The sequence below is a fragment of the Streptomyces zhaozhouensis genome (assembly GCF_900230195.1).
Lineage (GTDB): Bacteria > Actinomycetota > Actinomycetes > Streptomycetales > Streptomycetaceae > Streptomyces > Streptomyces zhaozhouensis.
In genome coordinates this window covers 90524-110098 of sequence record NZ_OCNE01000003.1, presented here as the reverse complement: position 1 = coordinate 110098, position 19575 = coordinate 90524, and the positions used below count along the sequence as shown (strand labels likewise).

The 19575-nt window shown below is 74.0% G+C and carries 19 protein-coding genes and 5 tRNA genes; 15 read left to right on the top strand and 9 right to left on the bottom strand.

All coding sequences use genetic code 11. The annotated features are described in order from the left end of the window. The first annotated feature begins 49 nt into the window (after window positions 1–49). A complete protein-coding gene (cobA, locus tag CRP51_RS06350; RefSeq protein ID WP_097230022.1) occupies window positions 50–1255 on the top strand; it encodes a uroporphyrinogen-III C-methyltransferase in 1206 nt (401 codons plus the stop codon). Then, entirely contained in the window at window positions 1252–2154 is a 903-nt protein-coding gene (locus CRP51_RS06345; protein WP_245880406.1) for a TrmH family RNA methyltransferase, read from the top strand. The genes cobA and CRP51_RS06345 overlap by 4 nt, the downstream gene beginning before the upstream one ends. On the opposite strand, the gene CRP51_RS06340 is transcribed toward CRP51_RS06345, so the two are convergent. Next, window positions 2132–2551, bottom strand: coding sequence for a Fe(II)-2OG oxygenase family protein (locus tag CRP51_RS06340; protein ID WP_141514554.1), 420 nt, complete (start codon window positions 2549–2551; stop codon window positions 2132–2134). The two genes, CRP51_RS06345 and CRP51_RS06340, sit on opposite strands and share 23 nt — an antisense overlap. 556 nt (window positions 2552–3107) lie before the next feature. Between CRP51_RS06340 and CRP51_RS06335 the strand changes: the two genes are divergently transcribed. Then, the gene (locus CRP51_RS06335; RefSeq protein WP_141514553.1) at window positions 3108–4559 is read left to right on the top strand and encodes a glycosyltransferase family protein; all 1452 of its coding nucleotides are present in this window, start codon (window positions 3108–3110) and stop codon (window positions 4557–4559) included. A 452-nt stretch (window positions 4560–5011) separates the two neighbouring features. Here CRP51_RS06335 and CRP51_RS06330 read toward each other — a convergent pair whose 3' ends face one another. Continuing rightward, window positions 5012–6106 carry a serine/threonine-protein kinase gene (locus CRP51_RS06330; protein WP_097230019.1) on the bottom strand — a complete coding sequence of 365 codons (1095 nt, stop codon included), beginning with the start codon at window positions 6104–6106 and terminating at the stop codon, window positions 5012–5014. Window positions 6107–6486: 380 nt separating this feature from the next. On the opposite strand from CRP51_RS06330, the gene CRP51_RS28735 reads away from it, so the two are divergent. Then, a complete protein-coding gene (locus tag CRP51_RS28735; RefSeq protein WP_170970443.1) occupies window positions 6487–6651 on the top strand; it encodes a hypothetical protein in 165 nt (54 codons plus the stop codon). Between the two features lie 327 nt (window positions 6652–6978). Here the strand turns inward: CRP51_RS28735 and CRP51_RS06325 are convergent. The 4 genes from CRP51_RS06325 to CRP51_RS06310 all read right to left on the bottom strand — a co-directional run bounded on the left by CRP51_RS06325 (window position 6979) and on the right by CRP51_RS06310 (window position 7316). After that, window positions 6979–7053: transfer RNA gene (locus tag CRP51_RS06325), tRNA-Val, on the bottom strand. Between the two features lie 22 nt (window positions 7054–7075). After that, a tRNA-Val gene (locus CRP51_RS06320) sits at window positions 7076–7147 on the bottom strand. 1 nt (window position 7148) lies between these two features. Further along, window positions 7149–7219, bottom strand: a tRNA-Cys gene (locus tag CRP51_RS06315). Window positions 7220–7243: 24 nt separating this feature from the next. Then, window positions 7244–7316 (bottom strand) — tRNA-Gly (locus tag CRP51_RS06310). A gap of 110 nt (window positions 7317–7426) precedes the next feature. Here CRP51_RS06310 and CRP51_RS06305 point away from each other — a divergent pair. The 3 genes from CRP51_RS06305 to CRP51_RS06295 all read left to right on the top strand — a co-directional run bounded on the left by CRP51_RS06305 (window position 7427) and on the right by CRP51_RS06295 (window position 10220). After that, window positions 7427–8482 carry a chorismate-binding protein gene (locus CRP51_RS06305; RefSeq protein ID WP_097230018.1) on the top strand — a complete coding sequence of 352 codons (1056 nt, stop codon included), beginning with the start codon at window positions 7427–7429 and terminating at the stop codon, window positions 8480–8482. A gap of 10 nt (window positions 8483–8492) precedes the next feature. Then, window positions 8493–9317, top strand: coding sequence for an aminotransferase class IV (locus tag CRP51_RS06300; RefSeq protein ID WP_097230017.1), 825 nt, complete (start codon window positions 8493–8495; stop codon window positions 9315–9317). 66 nt (window positions 9318–9383) lie between these two features. After that, complete coding sequence (locus tag CRP51_RS06295; protein WP_097230016.1) at window positions 9384–10220, top strand: GNAT family N-acetyltransferase; 837 nt, start codon at window positions 9384–9386, stop codon at window positions 10218–10220. 15 nt (window positions 10221–10235) lie between these two features. On the opposite strand, the gene CRP51_RS06290 is transcribed toward CRP51_RS06295, so the two are convergent. Then, window positions 10236–10742 (bottom strand): DsbA family protein, encoded by a 507-nt coding sequence (locus tag CRP51_RS06290; protein WP_097230309.1) that lies wholly within the window; start codon window positions 10740–10742, stop codon window positions 10236–10238. A 98-nt stretch (window positions 10743–10840) separates the two neighbouring features. On the opposite strand from CRP51_RS06290, the gene CRP51_RS06285 reads away from it, so the two are divergent. Continuing rightward, a complete protein-coding gene (locus CRP51_RS06285) occupies window positions 10841–11263 on the top strand; it encodes a hypothetical protein (RefSeq protein ID WP_097230015.1) in 423 nt (140 codons plus the stop codon). A 115-nt stretch (window positions 11264–11378) separates the two neighbouring features. Continuing rightward, window positions 11379–11582: a hypothetical protein gene (locus CRP51_RS06280; protein ID WP_245880405.1), complete on the top strand. Its 204-nt coding sequence runs from the start codon at window positions 11379–11381 to the stop codon at window positions 11580–11582. Window positions 11583–11750: 168 nt separating this feature from the next. On the opposite strand, the gene CRP51_RS06275 is transcribed toward CRP51_RS06280, so the two are convergent. Further along, window positions 11751–12164 carry an SsgA family sporulation/cell division regulator gene (locus CRP51_RS06275; RefSeq protein WP_097230014.1) on the bottom strand — a complete coding sequence of 138 codons (414 nt, stop codon included), beginning with the start codon at window positions 12162–12164 and terminating at the stop codon, window positions 11751–11753. Between the two features lie 164 nt (window positions 12165–12328). Between CRP51_RS06275 and CRP51_RS06270 the strand changes: the two genes are divergently transcribed. The 4 genes from CRP51_RS06270 (at window position 12329) to CRP51_RS06255 (ending at window position 15777) form a co-directional block, all read left to right on the top strand. Then, window positions 12329–12817, top strand: a complete 489-nt coding sequence (locus tag CRP51_RS06270) for an SRPBCC family protein (protein ID WP_097230013.1) — start codon at window positions 12329–12331, stop codon at window positions 12815–12817. A 68-nt stretch (window positions 12818–12885) separates the two neighbouring features. Beyond that, window positions 12886–12957: transfer RNA gene (locus CRP51_RS06265), tRNA-Val, on the top strand. A gap of 177 nt (window positions 12958–13134) precedes the next feature. Further along, window positions 13135–15114, top strand: coding sequence for a threonine--tRNA ligase (gene thrS, locus CRP51_RS06260; RefSeq protein WP_097230012.1), 1980 nt, complete (start codon window positions 13135–13137; stop codon window positions 15112–15114). A 105-nt stretch (window positions 15115–15219) separates the two neighbouring features. Then, the gene (locus CRP51_RS06255; protein WP_097230011.1) at window positions 15220–15777 is read left to right on the top strand and encodes an HIT family protein; all 558 of its coding nucleotides are present in this window, start codon (window positions 15220–15222) and stop codon (window positions 15775–15777) included. Between the two features lie 51 nt (window positions 15778–15828). On the opposite strand, the gene CRP51_RS06250 is transcribed toward CRP51_RS06255, so the two are convergent. Further along, complete coding sequence (locus CRP51_RS06250) at window positions 15829–17505, bottom strand: AbeC-like domain-containing protein (RefSeq protein WP_097230010.1); 1677 nt, start codon at window positions 17503–17505, stop codon at window positions 15829–15831. 402 nt (window positions 17506–17907) lie between these two features. Here CRP51_RS06250 and pgsA point away from each other — a divergent pair, with 402 nt between their 5' ends. Continuing rightward, entirely contained in the window at window positions 17908–18606 is a 699-nt protein-coding gene (pgsA, locus tag CRP51_RS06245) for a phosphatidylinositol phosphate synthase (protein WP_097230009.1), read from the top strand. Continuing rightward, complete coding sequence (locus tag CRP51_RS06240) at window positions 18603–19529, top strand: phosphatidylinositol mannoside acyltransferase (protein WP_097230008.1); 927 nt, start codon at window positions 18603–18605, stop codon at window positions 19527–19529. The genes pgsA and CRP51_RS06240 overlap by 4 nt, the downstream gene beginning before the upstream one ends. The last annotated feature ends 46 nt before the right edge of the window (window positions 19530–19575 follow it).

Sequence of the window (19575 nt, the reverse complement as noted above, 5' to 3'; positions counted from 1 at the left end):
GCCCGCAGCCGTCCGGGCGCCGCCCCGCGTCAAGGAGCCCTCACCTTCGATGTCTGACCACCCCGCCTACCCCGTCGGGCTGCGCCTCGCCGGCCGCCGTGTGCTGGTTCTCGGCGGCGGCGCCGTCGCCCAGCGGCGGCTGCCGGCGCTGCTCGCCGCCGGCGCCGACGTCACCCTCGTCGCCCCCGAGACGACCCCGTCCGTCGAGGCCATGGCCGAGGCAGGCGCGCTGCGCTGGGAACGGCGCGGCTACCGTGCCGGCGACGTCGAGGGCGCCTGGTACCTGCTGATCGCCACCGACGACCCGGAGGTCAACGCCGCCGCCTCCGCCGAGGCGGAACGGCTCCGCGTCTGGTCGGTCCGCAGCGACGACGCCGAGGCCGCCACCGCCTGGACCCCCGCGACCGGACGCAGCGACGGCGTCACCGTCGCCGTGCTCACCGGCCGCGACCCCCGCCGCTCCGCCGCCGTCCGCGACGCCGTCGTGGAGGGGCTGCGCGAGGGCACCCTCGCCGCGCCCCGGCACCGCGACCGGGCGCCGGGCGTCGCGCTGGTCGGCGGCGGGCCAGGCGACCCCGACCTGATCACGGTCCGCGGCCGCCGGCTGCTGGCCGAGGCGGACGTGGTGATCGCCGACCGGCTCGGCCCGCGCGACCTGCTCGACGAACTCCCGCCCTCCGTCGAGGTGATCGACGCCGCCAAGATCCCCTACGGCCGCGCCATGGCGCAGGAGGCGATCAACGCCGCGCTCGTCGCCCACGCGAAGGCCGGCAGAGCCGTGGTGCGGCTCAAGGGCGGCGACCCCTACGTCTTCGGCCGCGGCCGGGAGGAGGCCCAGGCGCTGGCCGAGGCCGGCGTGCCCTTCACCGTGGTGCCGGGCGTCACCAGCGCCGTCTCGGTCCCCGCCGCCGCCGGGGTGCCCGTCACCCACCGGGGGGTGGCACACGAGTTCACCGTGGTCAGCGGCCACCTGGCGCCGGACGACCCGCGTTCGCTCGTCGACTGGCCGGCGCTGGCCCGGCTGCGCGGCACGCTGGTGCTGCTGATGGCCGTGGAACGGATGGCCGCCATCGCCGCGACGCTGCTCGCCCACGGCCGGGACCCGGAGACGCCCGTCGCGGTGATCCAGGAGGGCACCACCCCCGCCGAGCGCCGCGCGGACGCCACCCTGGCCACCGTGGCGGAACGGATCGCCGAGGCCGGTATCCGTCCGCCGGCCGTCGTCGTGGTCGGCGACGTGGTGGCCGTCCCGTGAACGCGCCCGACGTGGCGGCGCGGTTGACCCCCGTCGAGGACCCGGCCGACCCCCGGCTCGCCGACTACGCCGGGCTGACCGACGTGGCGCTGCGCCGCCGCGTGGAACCGGCCGAGGGCCTGTTCATGGCGGAGGGGGAGAAGGTCATCCGCCGCGCGCTGGACGCCGGCCACCCGATGCGCTCGATGCTGCTCACGCCGCGCTGGGTCGAGGTGATGGGCGACCTGATCGCCCGCACCGAGGCCCCCGTCCTCGTGGTCAGCCCCGAGCTGGCCGAGTCCGTCACCGGCTACCACGTGCACCGGGGCGCCCTGGCCGCGATGGGCCGGCTGCCGCTGCCGGAGGCGGGCACGCTGCTGACGGGCGCCCGGCGGGTCGCCGTCTTCGAGGACATCGTCGACCACGCCAACCTGGGCGCGGCCTTCCGCAACGCCGCCGCCCTCGGCATCGACGCGGTGCTGCTGACCCCGCGCTGCGCGGACCCGCTCTACCGGCGCGCGGTGAAGGTGTCGATGGGCGGGGTCTTCCGGGTCCCGTGGGCGCGGTTGGCGGAGTGGCCCTCGGAGGTGGGGCTGCTGCGCTCCGCCGGGTTCGCGGTCGCCGCGCTCTGTCTGAGCGAGCGGGCCGTCACCCTGGACACGCTCGCGGCGCGACGCCACCCCCGGCTGGCCCTGGTCTTCGGGACCGAGGGCGACGGGCTCACCCGGCGCACCCTGGCCGCCGTGGACACGCATGTCCGCATCCCGATGGACGCGGGGGTGGACTCCCTGAACGTGGCCGCCGCCTCCGCCGTCGCGTTCTACGCCACCCGGCCGCCTGGCCAGGACCGGCCCGTCGGACCCGGCGAGCCGGCCGGCGCGGCGGCCGGGCGGGCGGTCAGGGAACGACCCTCGGGGTGACGGCCCGGCCGTCGGCGCTACTCCGTCCGCCCCGGGTGGGACGCGGGTCGCGGGTCGTGGTGCGGCGGCGCAGCCACCGGTCGGTGCCGTCGTGGCGCGGCCGGGACGGCCCCCGGCCGTGCACCGCGCGGTAGTCGTCCGGCAGCGGCGGGTCGCCGGCGTCCAGCGCCGCCGGTACCGGCCCGGAGGCGAGCGCCGACGCGGCGCGGCGGTCCCCCGGCAGCGCCCGCGTGGAGGGCGGGTCCAGCCGCAGACAGGGCGCGTCGGGGGAGCCGAGGAGCGCGGGCCGCACCGTGGACAGCGCGGCGTCGCCGATCCGGAAGCGCGGCTCGCTCAGCGTCGCGACGTCGAGGGCGGCCAGGTCGAGGCAGTCCACCGAGGCCACGGTGGTGGGCACCGCGGCGCCGACCCGTCGCACCGGTCGTCGTGGAACGCGGCAGCGCGGCGATCGGACTCGCTCCGTCCGGTGGAACGCGTCGGGACATGCGGCAGAACCCGTCCCTCGCCGGGAACGCGGTCCAGAAACTTCGAACGGGTCGGGAAAGCCGTATTCCCGATGCCCGCGCGACAGTTCCACGACGGCGCGGCGGGGAACTCCGCCCGATTTCTCCGAGGCGCGCCCAGGGGAGCGCGCGCCCTTTCCACCCTGTTCGCGCCCGGGGCGGGCAAGGGCCGCGTGGGGGCGTGCGACCGCCGAAAGCCAACGGTTGCACACCTCGCGTGCGGGCCCCCGCACACCGCCGCGCTCGCTGTCAACTGTGCGCTCTCACAAGGGGGTTGGCCTCTGGCGCGGCCATGACGGGTGGCGCATGATGAGTTTCGGGGCGCGCACGGCGCGCGTTCCCCACGCGTTCCGGCGGCGTGCCGTAACGCGCCCACCGACACCGCGCTTCTCTACTCCCGGTGCCCCGGGACAGCCCGCGCGGTGCGCGTCAGGTCAGAACGGGTGACAGATGAGGATCGCCGTGGTATCCGGTGACGGGCTTCCCGTCAGCGGACTGTTGACAGTGTTGCGGAACGTGGTCCATCTCGGGCGGGAAATGGGCGTCGTCGAGTCCCCGATCACCGCCGACCTCGGTTATTCCTGGCGCCCCGACAAACCCGCCTGCTATCCCAGGGGACTTCCCGACTCCCGTTATCCGGACTTTCTCCGGGTGCGGAAGGACACCCCGGCGGCCTCCGACGGCCTCGCCGCCGAACTCCTCGCGCTGCGCGAGGAGGTGGCCGCGCCCACCGGGCGGGGCCCCGACTGGCGGGCCGCGCTCGACGCCCGGATCGAGGCCGTGGCGGAACCCTACGAGGCGTACTTCCGCGACTGGTTCGCCGAGGAGGACGTCGACTGGGTGTGGGCGCTCAACATGACACTCTCCGACGCCGTCCCCGTCACCCTCGCCCTGCACCGGGCCGCCGCCGGACGCTGGGGCCCGGGGCGCCGCCCCGGCGGGGTGCTCTTCTGGGACCACGACCTCTTCGGCAGCTACGCCGTCCGGGAACACGGCGCCCGCGTCTACCCCGTGGCGCCCGGCGAGGTCACCCCGCTGCCCGGGGGCGAGCCCGGCCACCTGTGGGCCGTGGTCTCCGACGACCTGGCCAAGGAGGCCGCCGGCTACCCCACCTCGGCGGTCCCGACGGTGGTGCCCAACGTGCTGCCGACGATCCCCGAGGGCGGGCTCGACGCACGGCACCTGGCGTTCCTGCGGGGGATCGGCGTCCCGCCGGAACGTCCGGTGGTGGTGGCCCCGGTGCGGGTGTTCCGGGTCAAGGGGGTGGAGATCTCGCTGGCGCTGCTGCGCGCCGTGCGCGAGGAGTCGGCCCGCCGCGGCGAACCGGCGCCCCATCTGCTGGTCTTCGGGAGCATGGCCGAGGACCCGGAGTACGCCGCGGAGGTCAGGGTCGCCGCCGCCGAGCTGGGCGTCGCGGACGCGGTGACCTTCCTGGACGGGGTGCCGTTGGAGAGCCACCGGGACGCCGGCGGCGCCTGGCGGCTGGACGAGATCGACCTGCTGCGGGTGGCGGCGGCGACCGGCGGTGGTGTGTTCTTCACCCCCAACCGCACCGATGTGGAGAGCGTCGGGCTCGGCCCCGCGCTGGCCGCCGTCGCCGGGGTGCCGTGCGCCGTCACCGGCTTCGCCGCCCTGCGCGCGGTCTACGGCGACGACCACCGCCTGGCCGTGGTGGGGGAGGGGGAGCGGGGACTGGCCGAGGCGGCGCGGGACTTCGTCGCGCTGACCGCCGGCAACCGCTCCGGCGACGGGGAGGTCCGCGCCGCACTGGCCCGCAACAGGCGGCAGATGGCCCGCTTCTTCCCCGAGGAACCGTGGCGCCGGCTGCTGGAGCGGATGACGGAGCCACTCGACGGGCGGCCCGTGCGGGCCGCCGTCTCCGCGCCGGAGGCAGAGGCATGACCGACACGACCGACTCCGCCACGTCCAGGACCCGCGTGCTCTGCCGGGTCCCCGTCCCGCGGTGCGAGACGATCAGCGTGACCGCGCCCGCGCCCGTGCCCCGGGCCAGCTCTCGCGACCTGGCGACGCGGCGCTCGAAGCCGACGTGCGGGTAGTGCGCGTCCAGGCAGGCCGTCGACTCGTCCGCCACCAGCGGCACCACCCCCGGCGCATGGCGGGCCCTGGCCAGGGCGCCCCGCCGAAGGCGGCCCCGGGCTCTGTCCGGGGCTCGTCCGGGAGGCGGGGCGATCTGCTCGGCGTCGGCCTCGGCGAGCGCCCGGTCCACCGCGTCGGCCCCGGCCGCCAGGTCCTCCGGCCGCACCGCCTCGCCCGGGCGACCGGGCGGCGGTCGAAGTCTCGGAACGCCGCGCTCATCCGGCCCACCAGGGCCGGGCGGCTGACGACGGACCGACCTAGAGCGGCCCCTGACACCCCTGCGCGAGCGTGATGCCCAGCGCCACCACGAGCGTCACCGTGACGAAGACGAACACCCGTTGCCGCAGCAGCCGTTGGTCCGCGGCCCGCCGCGCCGCCGAGGGCCCCGGCTGGCGGCGGGCCCGGGCCGGCGGCCGCTCACGGCCCCGTTCCCGGCCGCCGCCGCTCCCCGCCGCCTGCGGAGCCTCCGCGTCCGCCGCCGCCGGGACGGCGACCCGCTGCCGGCGGGCCGGCTGCGGCACGCCCCGCGCCTCCCGCGCCGCGATCTCCTTCAGCCGCAGCGACAGCCGCATCGTGCTGGGCCGCTCCTCGGGCGACTTGTCCAGACAGGTCCGCAGCAACGGCGCCAACGCCGCCGGCACACCGTCGAGTTGCGGTTCCTCGTGCACCACCCGGTAGAGCATGACCTCCGAACTGCCCTGCCCGAACGGGGAGTCGCCCAGCGCCGCGTACGCCAGCGTGGCGCCGAGCGAGAAGACGTCGCTGGCCGGCGTCACGCCCTGCCCGCGCACCTGCTCGGGCGCGAGGAAGCCGGGCGAGCCGACGGCCGTCCCGACGTGGGTGAGGGTGCTGGCCCCGGTGGACCAGGCGATGCCGAAGTCGATGATCCGGGGGCCCTTGGGGGAGAGCAGGATGTTGGACGGCTTGAGGTCGCGGTGCACGACGCCCGCCTCGTGGACCGCGACCAGCCCCTCGGCGAGCGCGGCGCCGATCGCCGCCGTCTCGGCGGCCGACAGCGGGCCGTGCTCCAGCACCCGGTCGTGCAGCGAGGGCCCCGGCACGTACTGGGTGGCGAACCACGGCCTGCTGGCCTCCAGGTCGGCCGCCACCAGCCGGGCGGTGCAGCCGCCCCTGATCCGCCGGGCCGCCGACACCTCGCGGGCGAACCGGGAGCGGAACTCCTGGTCCTCCGAGAGGTCGGGCCTGATCACCTTGAGTGCGACCCGCTGCCCCCGACGGTCGGAGCCGAGATAGACGACTCCCATGCCGCCGGCGCCCAGCCGTCGGTGCAGGCGGAAGGCCCCAACGACTCGCGGGTCCTCGCGCCGGAGCCGCATCATCGCCATGTCCACCTCGCTGCCCGGTGCTTGTGATGGCCACAGCTTACGGACTGTGCGCCCGCATCGGGGCAAGGCCCGCGCGCGCCACGGTGACGTTCCCCCGCGCCACGGTGACGTGCGCGCGCGGTGGTGACGCCCTCCCGGGCGGTCGGTGACGGTGCGCGCACCCCTGGGGGCAAACCCTCGGCCCCCCGCGGACCTTGTCCACCCTGAGGAGTAGGAGAGGCGGCGCGCCGTCATCCTGGGGGAGGCCAGATGTCGGTACGCCGGGTTGACGTACCGGGAGTGGCCCGCTGCCTAGAGTTGAGGTGCAGCGGCGGACGTAGCCCGTCCCCCGAGGTCAATCGTCCGCCGCTGACCAACAGACGGACTGGAGTGCGGAGATGACACGCATGAGCACGGCAGAGCGGGCCCCCCACCCGACCACCGACAGGCGTCACCCCCTGGTGGCGGCCGCGATGGTGCTGCCGTTGGCGTTCGCTCTCGCTTTCATGACGGGCGGCATCGACGCCGTCGTCACCCAGGCGTCGTCCGTGGCCGGCACGCTGGGGCGCTGAGCGGCGCCCCGGGCTCGGGAGAGCGGCCCGGGTCGGGGACACCGGCAACACCACCCCGTGGGGACGGGGAGACGGACGGCATTGTGCCCGGGCGGCTGGGGAGCCGCCCGGGCACCTTTGTCTTTCCGCCCGGTCCACGCGGTCCACGCGGTCCGCCCGGGTCCGCGCCCGTTCCATCCGCTCCGCCAGGCCCGCCCGGCCCCCTCGACGGCGACGGCACCCGCCTCGGGGGTCCTCCTCCTCAGGGATGAGAGCGGACCGGATCGCGTACGGAGAACGGCCGAGGGCCCGGAAGCGGTGAGCTTCCGGGCCCTCGGCCGTTGACGCTGGTGCGCGATACTGGGATTGAACCAGTGACCTCTTCCGTGTCAGGGAAGCGCTCTCCCGCTGAGCTAATCGCGCGTGCGGGTCCTCGCGGACCCAGTGGACGATACTGGGATTGAACCAGTGACCTCTTCCGTGTCAGGGAAGCGCTCTCCCGCTGAGCTAATCGTCCGAGGTGGAGACGGGATTTGAACCCGTGTAGACGGCTTTGCAGGCCGTTGCCTCGCCTCTCGGCCACTCCACCGAATGAGGGCAACCGCCCTCTTCGAGCGGACGACGAGATTCGAACTCGCGACCTCCACCTTGGCAAGGTGATGCTCTACCAACTGAGCTACGTCCGCAGGTGTCCTCCGGGCCCTAGGTCTGCGACCCGGCGACGTCATGAACTCTAGCGGATTCGCCCGCCAGCTCAAACTCACCTTCCGGACGCCCCCCTCGTAGACTCGCGCAGGTGTACGAACACCCTCCGCTCGCCCGCTTCGGCGGGATGCTCGCGACCGACCTCGTCGACGTCACCGACGACCCGGCGGCGCTGGACTCCGAGGGCTGGTGGGCGGTGGTGGCCGGCTTCGACGGACGGCTGGTCTGCGCGCGGTTCGCCACCCTGCGCACCGCCCCGGCCGCGCCCCCGCCCGCGCGCTGGCGCGGCCCGGACCCGGCGGCCTGGACCAGCTCGCTCGACCGCGCCGCCTATGTGGCCGGCGTCGCCGCGGTCCACGACCGGATCGCGGCCGGCGAGGTGTACCAGGTCAACCTCTGCCGGGTGTTGTCCGCGCCGCTGCCCGACCCGGCCGCCGACATCGACGCGTTGCGCGCCCAGCTCGCCACGCGCCATCCCGCGCGCTACGCGGGGAGCGTGCGCCTCCCCGCGCACGGCGTCGAGGTCGCGACCGCCTCACCCGAGCTGTACCTCCGCCGCGACGGGGAACTGGTGGAGTCGGGCCCCATCAAGGGCACGGCCCGCACCACCGAGCTGCTGCTGCCCAAGGACCGGGCCGAGAACGTGATGATCGTCGACCTGGTCCGCAACGACCTGGGCGCGGTCTGCGCCCCGGGGACGGTCGCCGTTCCCCAGCTCTGCGGCCCCGAGGAGTACCCGGGACTGGTGCATCTCGTCTCCCGGGTGACCGGCCGGCTCGCCGCGGGCGCCGGCTGGCCCGAGCTGCTGGCCCACACCTTCCCGCCGGGCTCCGTCACCGGTGCCCCCAAGTCCAGCGCGCTGCGCGCCATAGCCGCGCTGGAGACCGCGCCGCGCGGCCCCTACTGCGGCGGTGTCGGCTGGGTCGACGCCGACCAGGGCGTCGGCGAGCTGGCCGTCGCCATCCGCACCTTCTGGATCGACCGCGCCGGCCCCGGCCGGGGCCCCCGGCTGCGCTTCGGCGCCGGCGCCGGCATCACCTGGGACTCCGACCCCGCCGGCGAGTGGGCGGAGACGGTGCTCAAGGCCGAGCGGCTCCTTCGGGTAGCGTCGGTGCCGGGGGAGCGGGAAGAAGCCAACGCGAGGTGAGGAAGCCGCCATGACGCTGATCTGGCTGGACGGCGAGTTGCGGGACGCGGACAGCGCGCGGGTCTCCGTCTTCGACCACGGACTGACCGTCGGCGACGGGGTGTTCGAGACGCTGAAGACCGAACGGGGGCGCCCGTTCGCGCTCCGCCGCCACCTCGACCGGCTCGCCTCCTCGGCCGCCGGCCTCGGCCTGCCCGACCCCGACCGGGACGAGGTGCGGCGCGCGATCGACGCGGTGCTGGAGGCCGTCCCGCTGGCGCGCGGCCGGGTGCGGATCACCTACACGGGCGGCCACTCCCCGCTCGGCTCCGACCGGGGCGACGCCCGGCCCACCCTCGTCGTCGCGCACGCCGAGGCCAAGGCGCCGCCGGAGACCACCGCCGTGATCACCGTCCCCTGGACGAGGAACGAGCGCGGCGCGCTCACCGGCCTGAAGACCACCTCCTACGCGGAGAACGTGCTCGCCCTCGCCCGCGCCCGTCAACAGGCCGCCTCCGAGGCGCTGTTCGGGAACAACGCCGGCCAGCTCTGCGAGGGCACCGGCACCAACGTCTTCGTCGTCCTGGACGGGGTCGCCCACACCCCGCCGCTCTCCTCCGGCTGCCTGCCAGGCGTGACCAGGGCCCTGGTCGTCGAGTGGACGGGCGCCAAGGAGACCGAGCTGCCGATGGACGTCCTGGACCGCGCCGACGAGGTCTTCCTCACCTCAAGCACCCGCGACGTCCAGGCCGTGCGCCGGGTCGACGGCCGCGAGGTCCCCGGCGCCCCCGGGCCCGTCACCGCCGAGGCGCTGCGTGTCTTCCGCGCCCGCGCGGCCGACGACCAGGACCCGTGACCGGCGGGGCCCCGGGCCCCGCCGTGGCCGGGGAGTAACGGCCCGTCGCTGGGTAGACATCCGGCGATGACCACCACGCTGCGCCCCACGGGTCCCGAGGAACGCACCGCCGACGGCGGCCGCGCCCGCGCCTTCGCGATCACGGTCAACGGCCGCCCGGTCGGCGGCCTCAGGCTCACCACCGACGCCCGCTTCGGGCACCACGCCGGCCGGCTGGCCGACCTGACCGTGGTGCCGGCGGAGCGCGGTCGCGGACGCGGCACCGTCGCCGCGCTCGCCGCCGAGGAGGTGCTGCGCTCCTGGGGCTGCGGCCAGGCGGACGTCACCGTCCCCGACACCTCGACCGGCGCCCTGCGGCTGGCCAACTCCCTCGGCTACACGGCGCGTTGGCGCACCCTCGGCAAGGAGCTCGCCGACCCTCCGCCACCGCCGCCCGAGGGGAGCGTGCCGCGGCCGCTGACCGGGGCGGAGTTCCACCCCTGGCTGGCCGCCGAACGCGCCTCCTACGCCCGCTCCTGGACCGAGCGCGGACTGCCGCCGGAACGCGCCGCCTTCCGCGCCGACGCCGCCACGGCCGCCGCCCTCCCGGACGGCCTCGCGACGCCCGGCGTGCTGGTGCGGGTGCTGGAGCACGACGGGGTGCCCGTCGGCAGCTGCTGGCTCACCAGGACCGGGGAGAACGCCGAGGGCGACCCGGCGGTGATGGGCGTCAGCGTCGCCCCCGACCACCGCGGGCTCGGGCACGGCCACACGCTGCTGGCCCACGCCGAGCGCCTCGCCGCGGAGCGCGGCGCCAAGCGCCTCGCGGCCCACGCCTTCGCCGGCAACCTCCCCGCCACCCGGCTGGCCGCCTCCCTCGGCTATCGGCCGCTGCGCCACCACCTGAGCAAGCCGCTGCTCTGACCCCCGCCCTCCCGCTCAGTCCGCGGCGACCAGGCGCTCGACGATGCCGGCGATCCGCTCGCCCAGCCCCTCCTGCGACTTCCCGCCGTCGAGCCGCTGCCCGTCGATCAGGTAGGTCGGGGTGCCCGTCACGCCCAGCGCCTTCCCCTCGGCGTGATCGGCGTCCACCTGCAACAGGTGCCGGCCGTCGATCAACGCGGTCTCGAACTCCTCCGCGTCCAGGCCCAGTTCACCCGCGAGCTCCAGCAGCACCGGCTCCCCGCGCCGCCCCAGCTCGACCGTCCTGCCCAGCAGCGCCGTCCAGTAGTCGTCCCCGCGGCCCTGGGCGAACGCCTCCTCCGCGGCCTGCGCCGCCGCCAGCGCGTGCTTGTGCCCGGGAAGCGGGAAGTGCCGCCGCCTGATCTCCAGCGCCGGGCCGAACCGCTCGCCCAGCGCGCTCAGGTCACCCTCCGCCCGGTGACAGTCCGGACACTGAAGGTCACACCACACCTCAAGAACGGCCTGACCGCTCGTCTCGTTCATGGCGGTCAGTCTCGCATCCGCCACCGACAACCCCGAGATCTCCCTGATCCGCACCCCTGACGCTGGCCCCCCGGGCATCCGTTGGGCACGATGGAAAGATGTTGACTGGCACCGTATGTACTCTGCTGTCCGTCGCCGGCCTGGGGCTCTCGCTGCTGGTGGCCAAGCGCCGCCGGTACGCCACCGCGATGCGGCTGGCGGCGGTGTCGCTGGTGCCGGTCGGCCTCGCGATGACGGGCATCCTGCGCCTGATCATCAACATGACCTTCAACCCGATCGCCTGGGTCGGCGTCGGCGTGCTCGGCTTCGCCGTGCTGCTCTTCCTCTGCGCCCGCTTCGCCGACCGCGACCGCGGCCAGGCCCCCTCCCCGGCGGCCGCCGAGCCCGGCTCCCCGCCGGTCAGCTCCCGGGGCGCCGGCACCCCGGCCCTGCCGGCCACCGGCCGCAAGGGCAAGGAGGCGGCCGGCGGCGCCGACGACTTCTCCGACATCGAGGCGATCCTCAAGAAGCACGGCATCTGACGCGCGGCCCTAGCACGAGAGACCCGGTCCACACCGGGAGAACGGCGCATTGTCGCGCGAACGAGACCCCCCCGATCGCGGCGCCACTCGACGCTGCGCCATGATCGCGGGCGTCATGCCCCACATCACCAGGGAGCACGCTCCCGAACGCCCCGCCACCGCGCCCACGCCCCTTCGCGTCGAGGCGCCCCCCGAGGAAGCGGCCGCCGAGCCGAAGGGCTGCCTCTTCGCGGTCTCCCAGCCCCCGCTGATGCTCTTCCTCACCGTCATCTGCACCCTCCTGCTGATCGCCGGCGTCCACGACCAGTTCTGGCTCTGACGCGCGGGGTGACGACGGTGGCGCCGGGCCCCGGGCGGACGGCCGCTCCCCTCCGCTCCGCCGCACAGAAAGGCACCGCCGCGGTGGGTGTTCCGCGACGGTGCCGTGGTGGGGGAGCCGGTCCCGCGCCGTCGCCCCGAGTTCAGACGGTGCGGGACCGGCGGGTCGTCAGCTCTCCGCGAGGATGTGGGAGAGCTCCGTGTCCAGATCGAAGTGTCGGTCCTCCGTGCCCGGGGGCACGGCCGCGTCGGTCCGCTTGAGGAACGACTCCAGGGCTCGGGCCGGGGCCTCAAGCAACGCCTCTCCCTCGGGAGAGCTGAGGGCGATGCAGACCACCCCCTGCCCGTGGCTGCGGGAGGGCCATACCCGTACGTCGCCCGTTCCCGTCGGCCGGTGCAGCCCTTCGGCCAACAGATCGCGGGCGAATACCCATTCGACGGTTTCTTCGGCTCCGGTGTGAAATGTGGCGTGTACGGCGTAGGGGTCCGCCGTGTCATACCGCAGCCCCGCGGGTACAGGAAGTGAGGACTCGCTCGACACAACGAGGCGCAGGTGCAGCTCGCAGCTGACCGTGGTGTTCATAAGCGCCAGGGCCTTTCGCTCAGTGTGCGCTCGGGGATTCGCACGTCGGCCAAATCGAGATGCCACATACCCGCCGGTTGTAAACCGGTCTGCCCGCATTGCTCCCATTAAGGTCATTCGAATGGTCGAGCCGGTGACGGGGGTACATGCCTAGAGTGACGAACATGTCTCATGGCTGGTGGAGTCGCTATCAATTCGGTGGTGTCTGGCGTGTCGCCGCGCCGGCCGGCGACGTGTTCGCGGTGCTGAACGAGCCGATGGACTATCCCCGCTGGTGGCCCGAGATCCGCGAGGTGGTCCGTACGGGGGAGGAGAGCGGGACGGCCCGGTTCCGTTCGTTCCTCCCCTACGAGCTGCGGGTCGGGGTGCGTGCGGGGGAGCGGGACGAGGCGCTCGGGCGGCTGGAGATCCGGCTCTCGGGGGACCTGGAGGGGTGGCTGTGCTGGTCGCTCTTCCCGCAGGGGCGCGGGACGCTGGTCGTCCACGCGCAGGACTGCGTGGTCACCGGCGGTCTGCCGCTGCGGCTCGGGCCGCTGGCCAGGCCCGTGTTCCGCGCCAACCACGCGGCGATGATGCGTTCGGGAGAGCGGGGTCTGCGCGCCTGGACACGTGGCCGGCGGGGTCCGCGGGACCCTCGGGGGAGCCGGCCGTGAAAGCCGGTTTGGACGTCAGGTGACCTGCCCTGTATGGTTCTTCCCGTGCCGAGGGGCACAGAAAACCCGGGCGATTAGCTCAGTGGGAGAGCGCTTCGTTCACACCGAAGAGGTCACTGGTTCGAACCCAGTATCGCCCACCCCGGGATGAGGCCGGTCCGCAGCTGCGGACCGGCCCTCGTCATGAGGGGCCGGGCCCGAGGCGGGGGTCCCGCCGCTCGGTACCATGCCGTGCGGGAGCGGGAGTCCCCGCAGTTCCAGGCCGTATAGGGGCGCGACGCGCTGGCGTCGTGCCCGACCGAGACGGGAGAGCACCGGTGGCGGATGTCCGAGTATCCGTAACGCGCGACGGCGAGCGTGAGGAGCGCGTCGTGCCCACGGGGACGACGGCCGCCGCGCTCTTCGAGGGCGAACGCACGGTGGTGGCCGCCCGGATCGGCGGCGAACTGCGCGACCTCACGCACCCGCTGACCGACGGCGACGAGGTCGCCCCGGTCGAGCTGGCCTCGCCCGACGGGCTCGACATCCTGCGCCACTCCACGGCCCACGTGCTGGCCCAGGCGGTCCAGGAGCTGTACCCCGAGGCCAAGCTCGGCATCGGCCCGCCCATCAAGGACGGCTTCTACTACGACTTCGACGTCGCCGAGCCGTTCACGCCCGAGGACCTGGGCCGCATCGAGAAGCAGATGCGCCGCATCCAGAAGCAGGGCCAGCGCTTCGTCCGCCGGCCGGTCAGCGACGAGGAGGCCCGCGCCGAACTGGCCGACGAGCCCTACAAGCTGGAGCTGATCGGGCTCAAGGGCGCCGCCGCCGAGTCGGCCGAGGGCGCGGGCGCCGAGGTCGGCGCCGGCGAGCTGACCATCTACGACAACGTGGACCCCAAGTCCGGCGAGCTGTGCTGGCGCGACCTCTGCCGGGGCCCTCACCTGCCGAACACCCGACTGATTCCCTCGTTCCGGCTGATGCGTTCCGCCGCCGCGTACTGGCGCGGCAGCGAGCGCAACCCGCAGCTCCAGCGGGTGTACGGCACCGCCTGGCCGAGTCAGGACGAGCTGAAGGCGTATCTCGCGTTCCTCGCCGAGGCCGAGAAGCGTGACCATCGGAAGCTCGGCGCCGAGCTGGACCTGTTCTCCATTCCCGAGGAGCTGGGCTCGGGACTGGCGGTCTTCCACCCGAAGGGCGGCACCGTCCGCCGGGTGATGGAGGACTATTCGAGGAAGCGGCACGAGGACGCCGACTACGAATTCGTCAACACGCCGCACATCACCAAGCGCAAGCTCTTCGAGACCTCGGGTCACCTCCCGAACTACGCCGAGTCCATGTTCCCGCCCATGGAATTCGAGGGGCAGGACTATTACCTCAAGGCAATGAACTGCCCCATGCACAACCTGATTTTCAGGGCGCGTGGGCGTTCCTACCGGGAATTGCCGCTGCGGCTCTTCGAGTTCGGCACGGTCTACCGGTACGAGAAGTCGGGCGTCGTCCACGGGCTGACCAGGGCGCGCGGGTTCACGCAGGACGACTCGCACATCTACTGCACCAAGGAGCAGATGCCCGAGGAGCTCGACGAGCTGCTCACCTTCGTGCTCGGGCTGCTGCGCGACTACGGCCTCGACGACTTCTACCTCGAACTCTCCACCAGGGACGACTCGGACAAGTTCATCGGCGAGCCCGGGGAGTGGGCCGAGGCCACCGAGGTGCTGCGGCAGGCCGCCGAGAAGCAGGGCCTGGAGCTGGTGATGGACCCGGGCGGCGCCGCCTACTACGGGCCGAAGATCTCCGTGCAGGCCAGGGACGCCATCGGCCGCACCTGGCAGATGTCCACCCTCCAGGTGGACTTCCAGCAGCCCAAGCGGTTCGCCCTGGAGTACACGGCCGCCGACGGCAGCCGGCAGACGCCGGTCATGATCCACCGGGCGCTCTTCGGCTCCATCGAGCGCTTCTTCGCCGTGCTGCTGGAGCACTACGCGGGCGCCTTCCCTCCCTGGCTCGCCCCGGTCCAGGCCGTGGGCATCCCGGTCGGGGACAACCACGTGCCGTATCTCAGCGAGTTCGCCGCCGAGGCGAAGGCGGCCGGGCTGCGCATGGAGGTCGACGCCTCGGCCGACCGGATGCAGAAGAAGATCCGCAACGCCCAGCGCGCCAAGGTGCCGTTCATGCTGATCGTCGGCGACGACGACCAGGCGGCCGGCACCGTCAGCTTCCGTTACCGGGACGGCACCCAGCGCAACGGCGTCCCGCGCGCCGAGGCCCTGGCCGAGATCGCGGACGCGGTGGCCAGGCGCGTCCAGGTCTGAGCGGCCCGGCGCCCGGCGCCGGGAGGTCTCGTCCCGAACGGCGATCTTCGGCCGTCGTGTGGCCCCCGGGCCCGACCCGGGGGCCCCCTGCCCTCCGGACGCCATATGCTGGCCGTCATGAGCAGCGAGCCGGAGCAGCAGATCGGGGTGGGGACACCGGACGCGTTCCAACGCCTCTGGACGCCCCACCGGATGGCCTACATCCAGGGCGAGGGCAAACCGAGCGGCCCCGGCGCCGACGACGGCTGCCCCTTCTGCTCGATCCCCGCCAAGAGCGACGAGGACGGCCTGGTGATCACCAGGGGCGAGACCGTCTACGCGGTGCTCAACCTCTACCCGTACAACGGCGGCCACCTGCTGGTCGTCCCCTACCGTCACGTCGCGGACTACACCGACCTGACGGCGGCGGAGACCGCCGAGTTGGCGACCCTCACCAAGCAGGCGATGACCGCGATCCGCACCGCATCGGGCGCGCACGGCTTCAACATCGGGATGAACCAGGGCGTCGCCGCCGGCGCCGGCATCGCGCCCCATCTGCACCAGCACGTGGTGCCGCGCTGGGGCGGCGACGCCAACTTCATGCCGGTCGTGGGCCACACCAAGGTGCTGCCCCAGCTGCTCGCCGACACCCGCCGGATGCTCGCCGAAGCCTGGCCCGCGTAGCCGAGGCGTGTGACGGGGGACCGCCGGGACGGCGGCCCCCGGCCGCCCGGCTCACATCCCGTACTCGTCCGCGTGCTTCGGCGACAGGTCCTGGATCGCGCCGCTCAGCGAGGCGGCCCTGGCGTCGAACGGCGCCATGTCCACGCCGTTCTCGCGCAGCACCTTGAACGCCGCCGACAGCGCGACCCGCAGCACCGGCGTCGCGGTGCGCAGCACGTCGTCGACCATGAAGCGGTGGTTCCACGGCTTGGTGGCCCAGGTGTGCCGGAGGCCGAACGGCTCGGGCAGCGCGATGGTGCCACCCCACTTGTCCAGCGTCTTCGGGAACCAGGTCAACGGCGCCCGCGCCGCCAGCCGCACCGCCTCGGAGGCGTTCACCACCGGCTGGGGCACGTCGCGCTTGGTCCAGAACTTCGGGAAGCCACGCACCGACTTCGTCGGCGGGCTGGGCTTCTTGCCGAAGAAGCCGTCCAGCGGGCCCAGCGCGTAGCCGGAGACCTCGATTCGCAGCGTGTGGTGGAGGACCGTCACGGTGATCATCATGGTGATCACCAACTCGCCCTCCCAGAGCACGAACTGAACACCCAGGTAGTGCCGGTCGCCCGCGCCGTACTGCTGCTCGTTGCAGATCCGCTCCACCTCGATCTTGCTGAAGCGGTACCCCTCGGCGTCCGGCCCCTCCGGCCGCCCCACCTCGCCGGCGCCCTCGCCCACGTGGCGCACCACCCAGTGCGTTATCACCGGCGCGGAGAAGCCGCCGGTGTGCAGCGGGCCGCGCTCCAGCAGCCGCATCTGGTCGCCGATCGCGCGGGCCACGTCCCAGCTGCGGAACGGGTCGATCTCCCGGCCCGGGTCGCGCGGCCGCAGATCCTCCGCCAGATGCCAGTGGCCCCAGCGGACGCCCATGCCGAGTATCCCCTTGGTGCCGGCGTAGTACGTCAGGTTGCTCTCCTGCTCGGCCGCCAGCTTGGCCAGCCCGATCCGCAGCCGCTCGGCGTCCGCGTCGTTCGGGTTCTGCGGGACGGCCTCGGGCACCACCACGCCTGAGCCGCCGCCGCCCGCCAGGTCGGCCCAGTGCGCCCGGAGGTTCTTCGCGGTGCGCTCGGCGACCTGCTTGGCGAGGAACCAGCCGATCACCGGCGCCGGGAGCATCGCCCACAGATAGATCTGGAGCACCCCGGTCACCGGGGCCCGGAGCACCAGCAGCACGACCAGGGCGGCGATCGCCAGCAGCAGCGCCGAGCCCAGCGCGCCGGCCCGCCGGTCCTGGGAGCCGGCGAAGGTGCGGCGCAGCTGGAAGAGGCCGAGCCAGACCGCGACGCCCGGCAGGAAGAGCAGTCCGAAAACCGCCATGATCACCGTCAGCCGCCGGTCGCGCTGCCGCCGGATGCGCTTGGCCGCCAGCGCGTGCTCGACCACCACCTGGGGCTCCGCGCCGAACGCCTGGATCAGCGGCTTGCGGCCGTCGGCCAGCATCCGGGTCTCGACGGCACGGGTGAACGCCTCGCCCAGGTCCGGCTCCAGCAGGGTGAACTTGCCCTCGTTGACCTTGGCCCCGTCGTTCGGCTCCTTGATCTGGGACGGCGAGCCGTCCCGGTAGGCCACCGAGGCGATGCGTTGGCTGAGCCCCGTTCTCCCGCTGCCCGCGCCGGACAGCGGGACCTGCGCGCCCGGCGCGAAGTCGAACTCCACGCCCGCCGCGTTCCGCAGGTCGTCAAGCGCCGTCATGACCGACCCCACTCCCTGAGTCGTCCGACGGGACGCCCCGCCGGGGAACCTTCCTCCGCGTCGCACCGGGCGACCGAGGCAACCGAGGACCGCCGGGCACCGCCCTTGGGCCCGCTGACGAAACCGCCCGCCACCCCGCTCACCGCCCTCGCGCCGCCCGCCCGTGGGCACCGCACGCGCACCACGCGCGACGAACCCGTCACCGACAGGCCCGTTCCCCTCCTCGGGACCCGGCAACCCTGCCGGTGCCAGCCTATCGGCGCGGGGTGCAACGGCGCTGCCGGATAGGCCAGTTCCCGCCGTGGAGGCGGGGCGGGACGGCGCCCGTCCGGCGCGTGACTACGATGGGCTCTCCGGTGGCCGCCCGACCAAGCGCGGCCCGCTGCGACCCCTGGGAAGGACATGCTCAACAAGTACGCGCGTGCATTCTTCACGCGTGTCCTCACCCCGTTCGCCGCCCTGCTGCTCAGGCTGCGGGTGAGCCCGGACGCGGTGACCCTCATCGGTACCGCCGGAGTGATGGCGGGAGCGCTGGCCTTCTACCCCAGGGGCGAGTTCTTCTGGGGCACCGTCGTGATCACCCTGTTCGTCTTCTCCGACCTGGTGGACGGCAACATGGCGCGGCAGCTGGGCGTCTCCAGCCGCTGGGGCGCCTTCCTCGACTCGACCCTGGACCGGGTCGCGGACGCGGCCATCTTCTCCGGCATCGCGCTCTGGTACGCGGGCGGCGGGGACAACCAGGTCCTCTGCGCGGTCACGCTGTTCTGCCTCGCCAGCGGCCAGGTCGTCTCCTACACCAAGGCCAGGGGCGAGTCCATCGGCCTGCCGGTCGCCGTCAACGGCCTGGTGGAGCGCGCGGAGCGGCTGGTGATCACCCTGGTGCTCGCCGGGTTCGCCGGCTGGGAGCGCACCTTCGACGTGCCGCACATCGGTCTGCTGCTCCCGCTCGCGCTGTGGGTGGTCGCCGTCGGCAGCCTGGTGACGCTGGTCCAGCGGATGGTCACCGTGCGCCGCGAGTCCGCGGAGGCCGACGCGGCCGAGGCCGCCCGGACCAGCGAGGCCGCCGACACGCCGCCCGAGGCGAAGCGCGAGCAGGCATGAGGGAGCGCCTGGCCGATCTCGGCTACCAACTCGGCTGGAGCACCGTCAAACGGCTGCCCGAGCCGGTCGCGATGTCGCTGGGCCGCCGGGCCGCCGACCGCACCTGGCGCCGACGCGGCCCGCGGGTGCGGCAGTTGGAGGCCAACCTCGCCCGGGTGGTGCCCGAGGCCGACGAGGCGGAGCTGCGCGCGCTGTCCAGAGCCGGGATGCGCAGCTATCTGCGGTACTGGACGGAGTCCTTCCGGCTGCCCGTTTGGAGCAGGGAGCGGCTCGGCGCCTCGCTGCGCCTGGAGGACGCCCACCACCTGACCGACGCCGTCGCCTCGAAACGGGGCGCGGTGCTGGCCCTGCCCCACCTGGCCAACTGGGACCTCGCGGGCGGCTGGCTGGCGAGCGAGCTGGGCATCCCGTTCACCACCGTCGCCGAGCGGCTGAAGCCCGAGCGGCTCTTCGACCGCTTCATCGCCTATCGCGAGAGCCTGGGCATGGAGGTCGTCGCGCACGACGGCGGCTCGGCCTTCGGCGTGCTCGCGCGCCGGCTGCGGGCGGGCGGCGTCGTCGCCCTCGTCGCCGACCGCGACCTGTCGGCCTCCGGGGTGCCCGTCACCTTCTTCGGCGAGGCGGCCAGGATGCCGGCCGGTCCCGCGCTGCTCGCCCAGCAGACCGGAGCCGCGCTGCTGCCCGTGCGCCTCTGGTACGACGAGACGCCGGTGATGCGCGGCCGGGTCGGCGCCCCGCTGCCCGTCCCCGAGGACGGCACCCGCGCCGCACGCACCGCCGCGATGACCCAGGCCCTCGCCGACAGTTTCGCCGAGGCCATCGCCGACCACCCGCAGGACTGGCACATGCTGCAACGCCTGTGGACGGCCGACCTCGCCCCGCGCCCGGCGACCGCCGAGCCCGCGGGGGAGGCCCGCCCGTGAGAAGCCGCGCATGAGAAACCGACGACCCACGAGACGGTGAGGACGC

Bases quoted from the DNA above. Each gene is read 5' to 3' on its own strand.
- cobA (WP_097230022.1), top strand. From the start codon at position 50: ATGTCTGACCACCCCGCCTACCCCGTCGGGCTGCGCCTCGCCGGCCGC.
- CRP51_RS06335 (WP_141514553.1), top strand. From the start codon at position 3,108: ATGAGGATCGCCGTGGTATCCGGTGACGGGCTTCCCGTCAGCGGACTG.
- CRP51_RS28735 (WP_170970443.1), top strand. From the start codon at position 6,487: ATGAGCACGGCAGAGCGGGCCCCCCACCCGACCACCGACAGGCGTCAC.
- CRP51_RS06300 (WP_097230017.1), top strand. From the start codon at position 8,493: ATGACGCTGATCTGGCTGGACGGCGAGTTGCGGGACGCGGACAGCGCG.
- CRP51_RS06295 (WP_097230016.1), top strand. From the start codon at position 9,384: ATGACCACCACGCTGCGCCCCACGGGTCCCGAGGAACGCACCGCCGAC.
- CRP51_RS06290 (WP_097230309.1), bottom strand. From the start codon at position 10,742: ATGAACGAGACGAGCGGTCAGGCCGTTCTTGAGGTGTGGTGTGACCTT.
- CRP51_RS06285 (WP_097230015.1), top strand. From the start codon at position 10,841: ATGTTGACTGGCACCGTATGTACTCTGCTGTCCGTCGCCGGCCTGGGG.
- CRP51_RS06280 (WP_245880405.1), top strand. From the start codon at position 11,379: ATGCCCCACATCACCAGGGAGCACGCTCCCGAACGCCCCGCCACCGCG.
- CRP51_RS06275 (WP_097230014.1), bottom strand. From the start codon at position 12,164: ATGAACACCACGGTCAGCTGCGAGCTGCACCTGCGCCTCGTTGTGTCG.
- CRP51_RS06270 (WP_097230013.1), top strand. From the start codon at position 12,329: ATGTCTCATGGCTGGTGGAGTCGCTATCAATTCGGTGGTGTCTGGCGT.
- CRP51_RS06255 (WP_097230011.1), top strand. From the start codon at position 15,220: ATGCTGGCCGTCATGAGCAGCGAGCCGGAGCAGCAGATCGGGGTGGGG.
- CRP51_RS06250 (WP_097230010.1), bottom strand. From the start codon at position 17,505: ATGACGGCGCTTGACGACCTGCGGAACGCGGCGGGCGTGGAGTTCGAC.
- pgsA (WP_097230009.1), top strand. From the start codon at position 17,908: ATGCTCAACAAGTACGCGCGTGCATTCTTCACGCGTGTCCTCACCCCG.
- CRP51_RS06240 (WP_097230008.1), top strand. From the start codon at position 18,603: ATGAGGGAGCGCCTGGCCGATCTCGGCTACCAACTCGGCTGGAGCACC.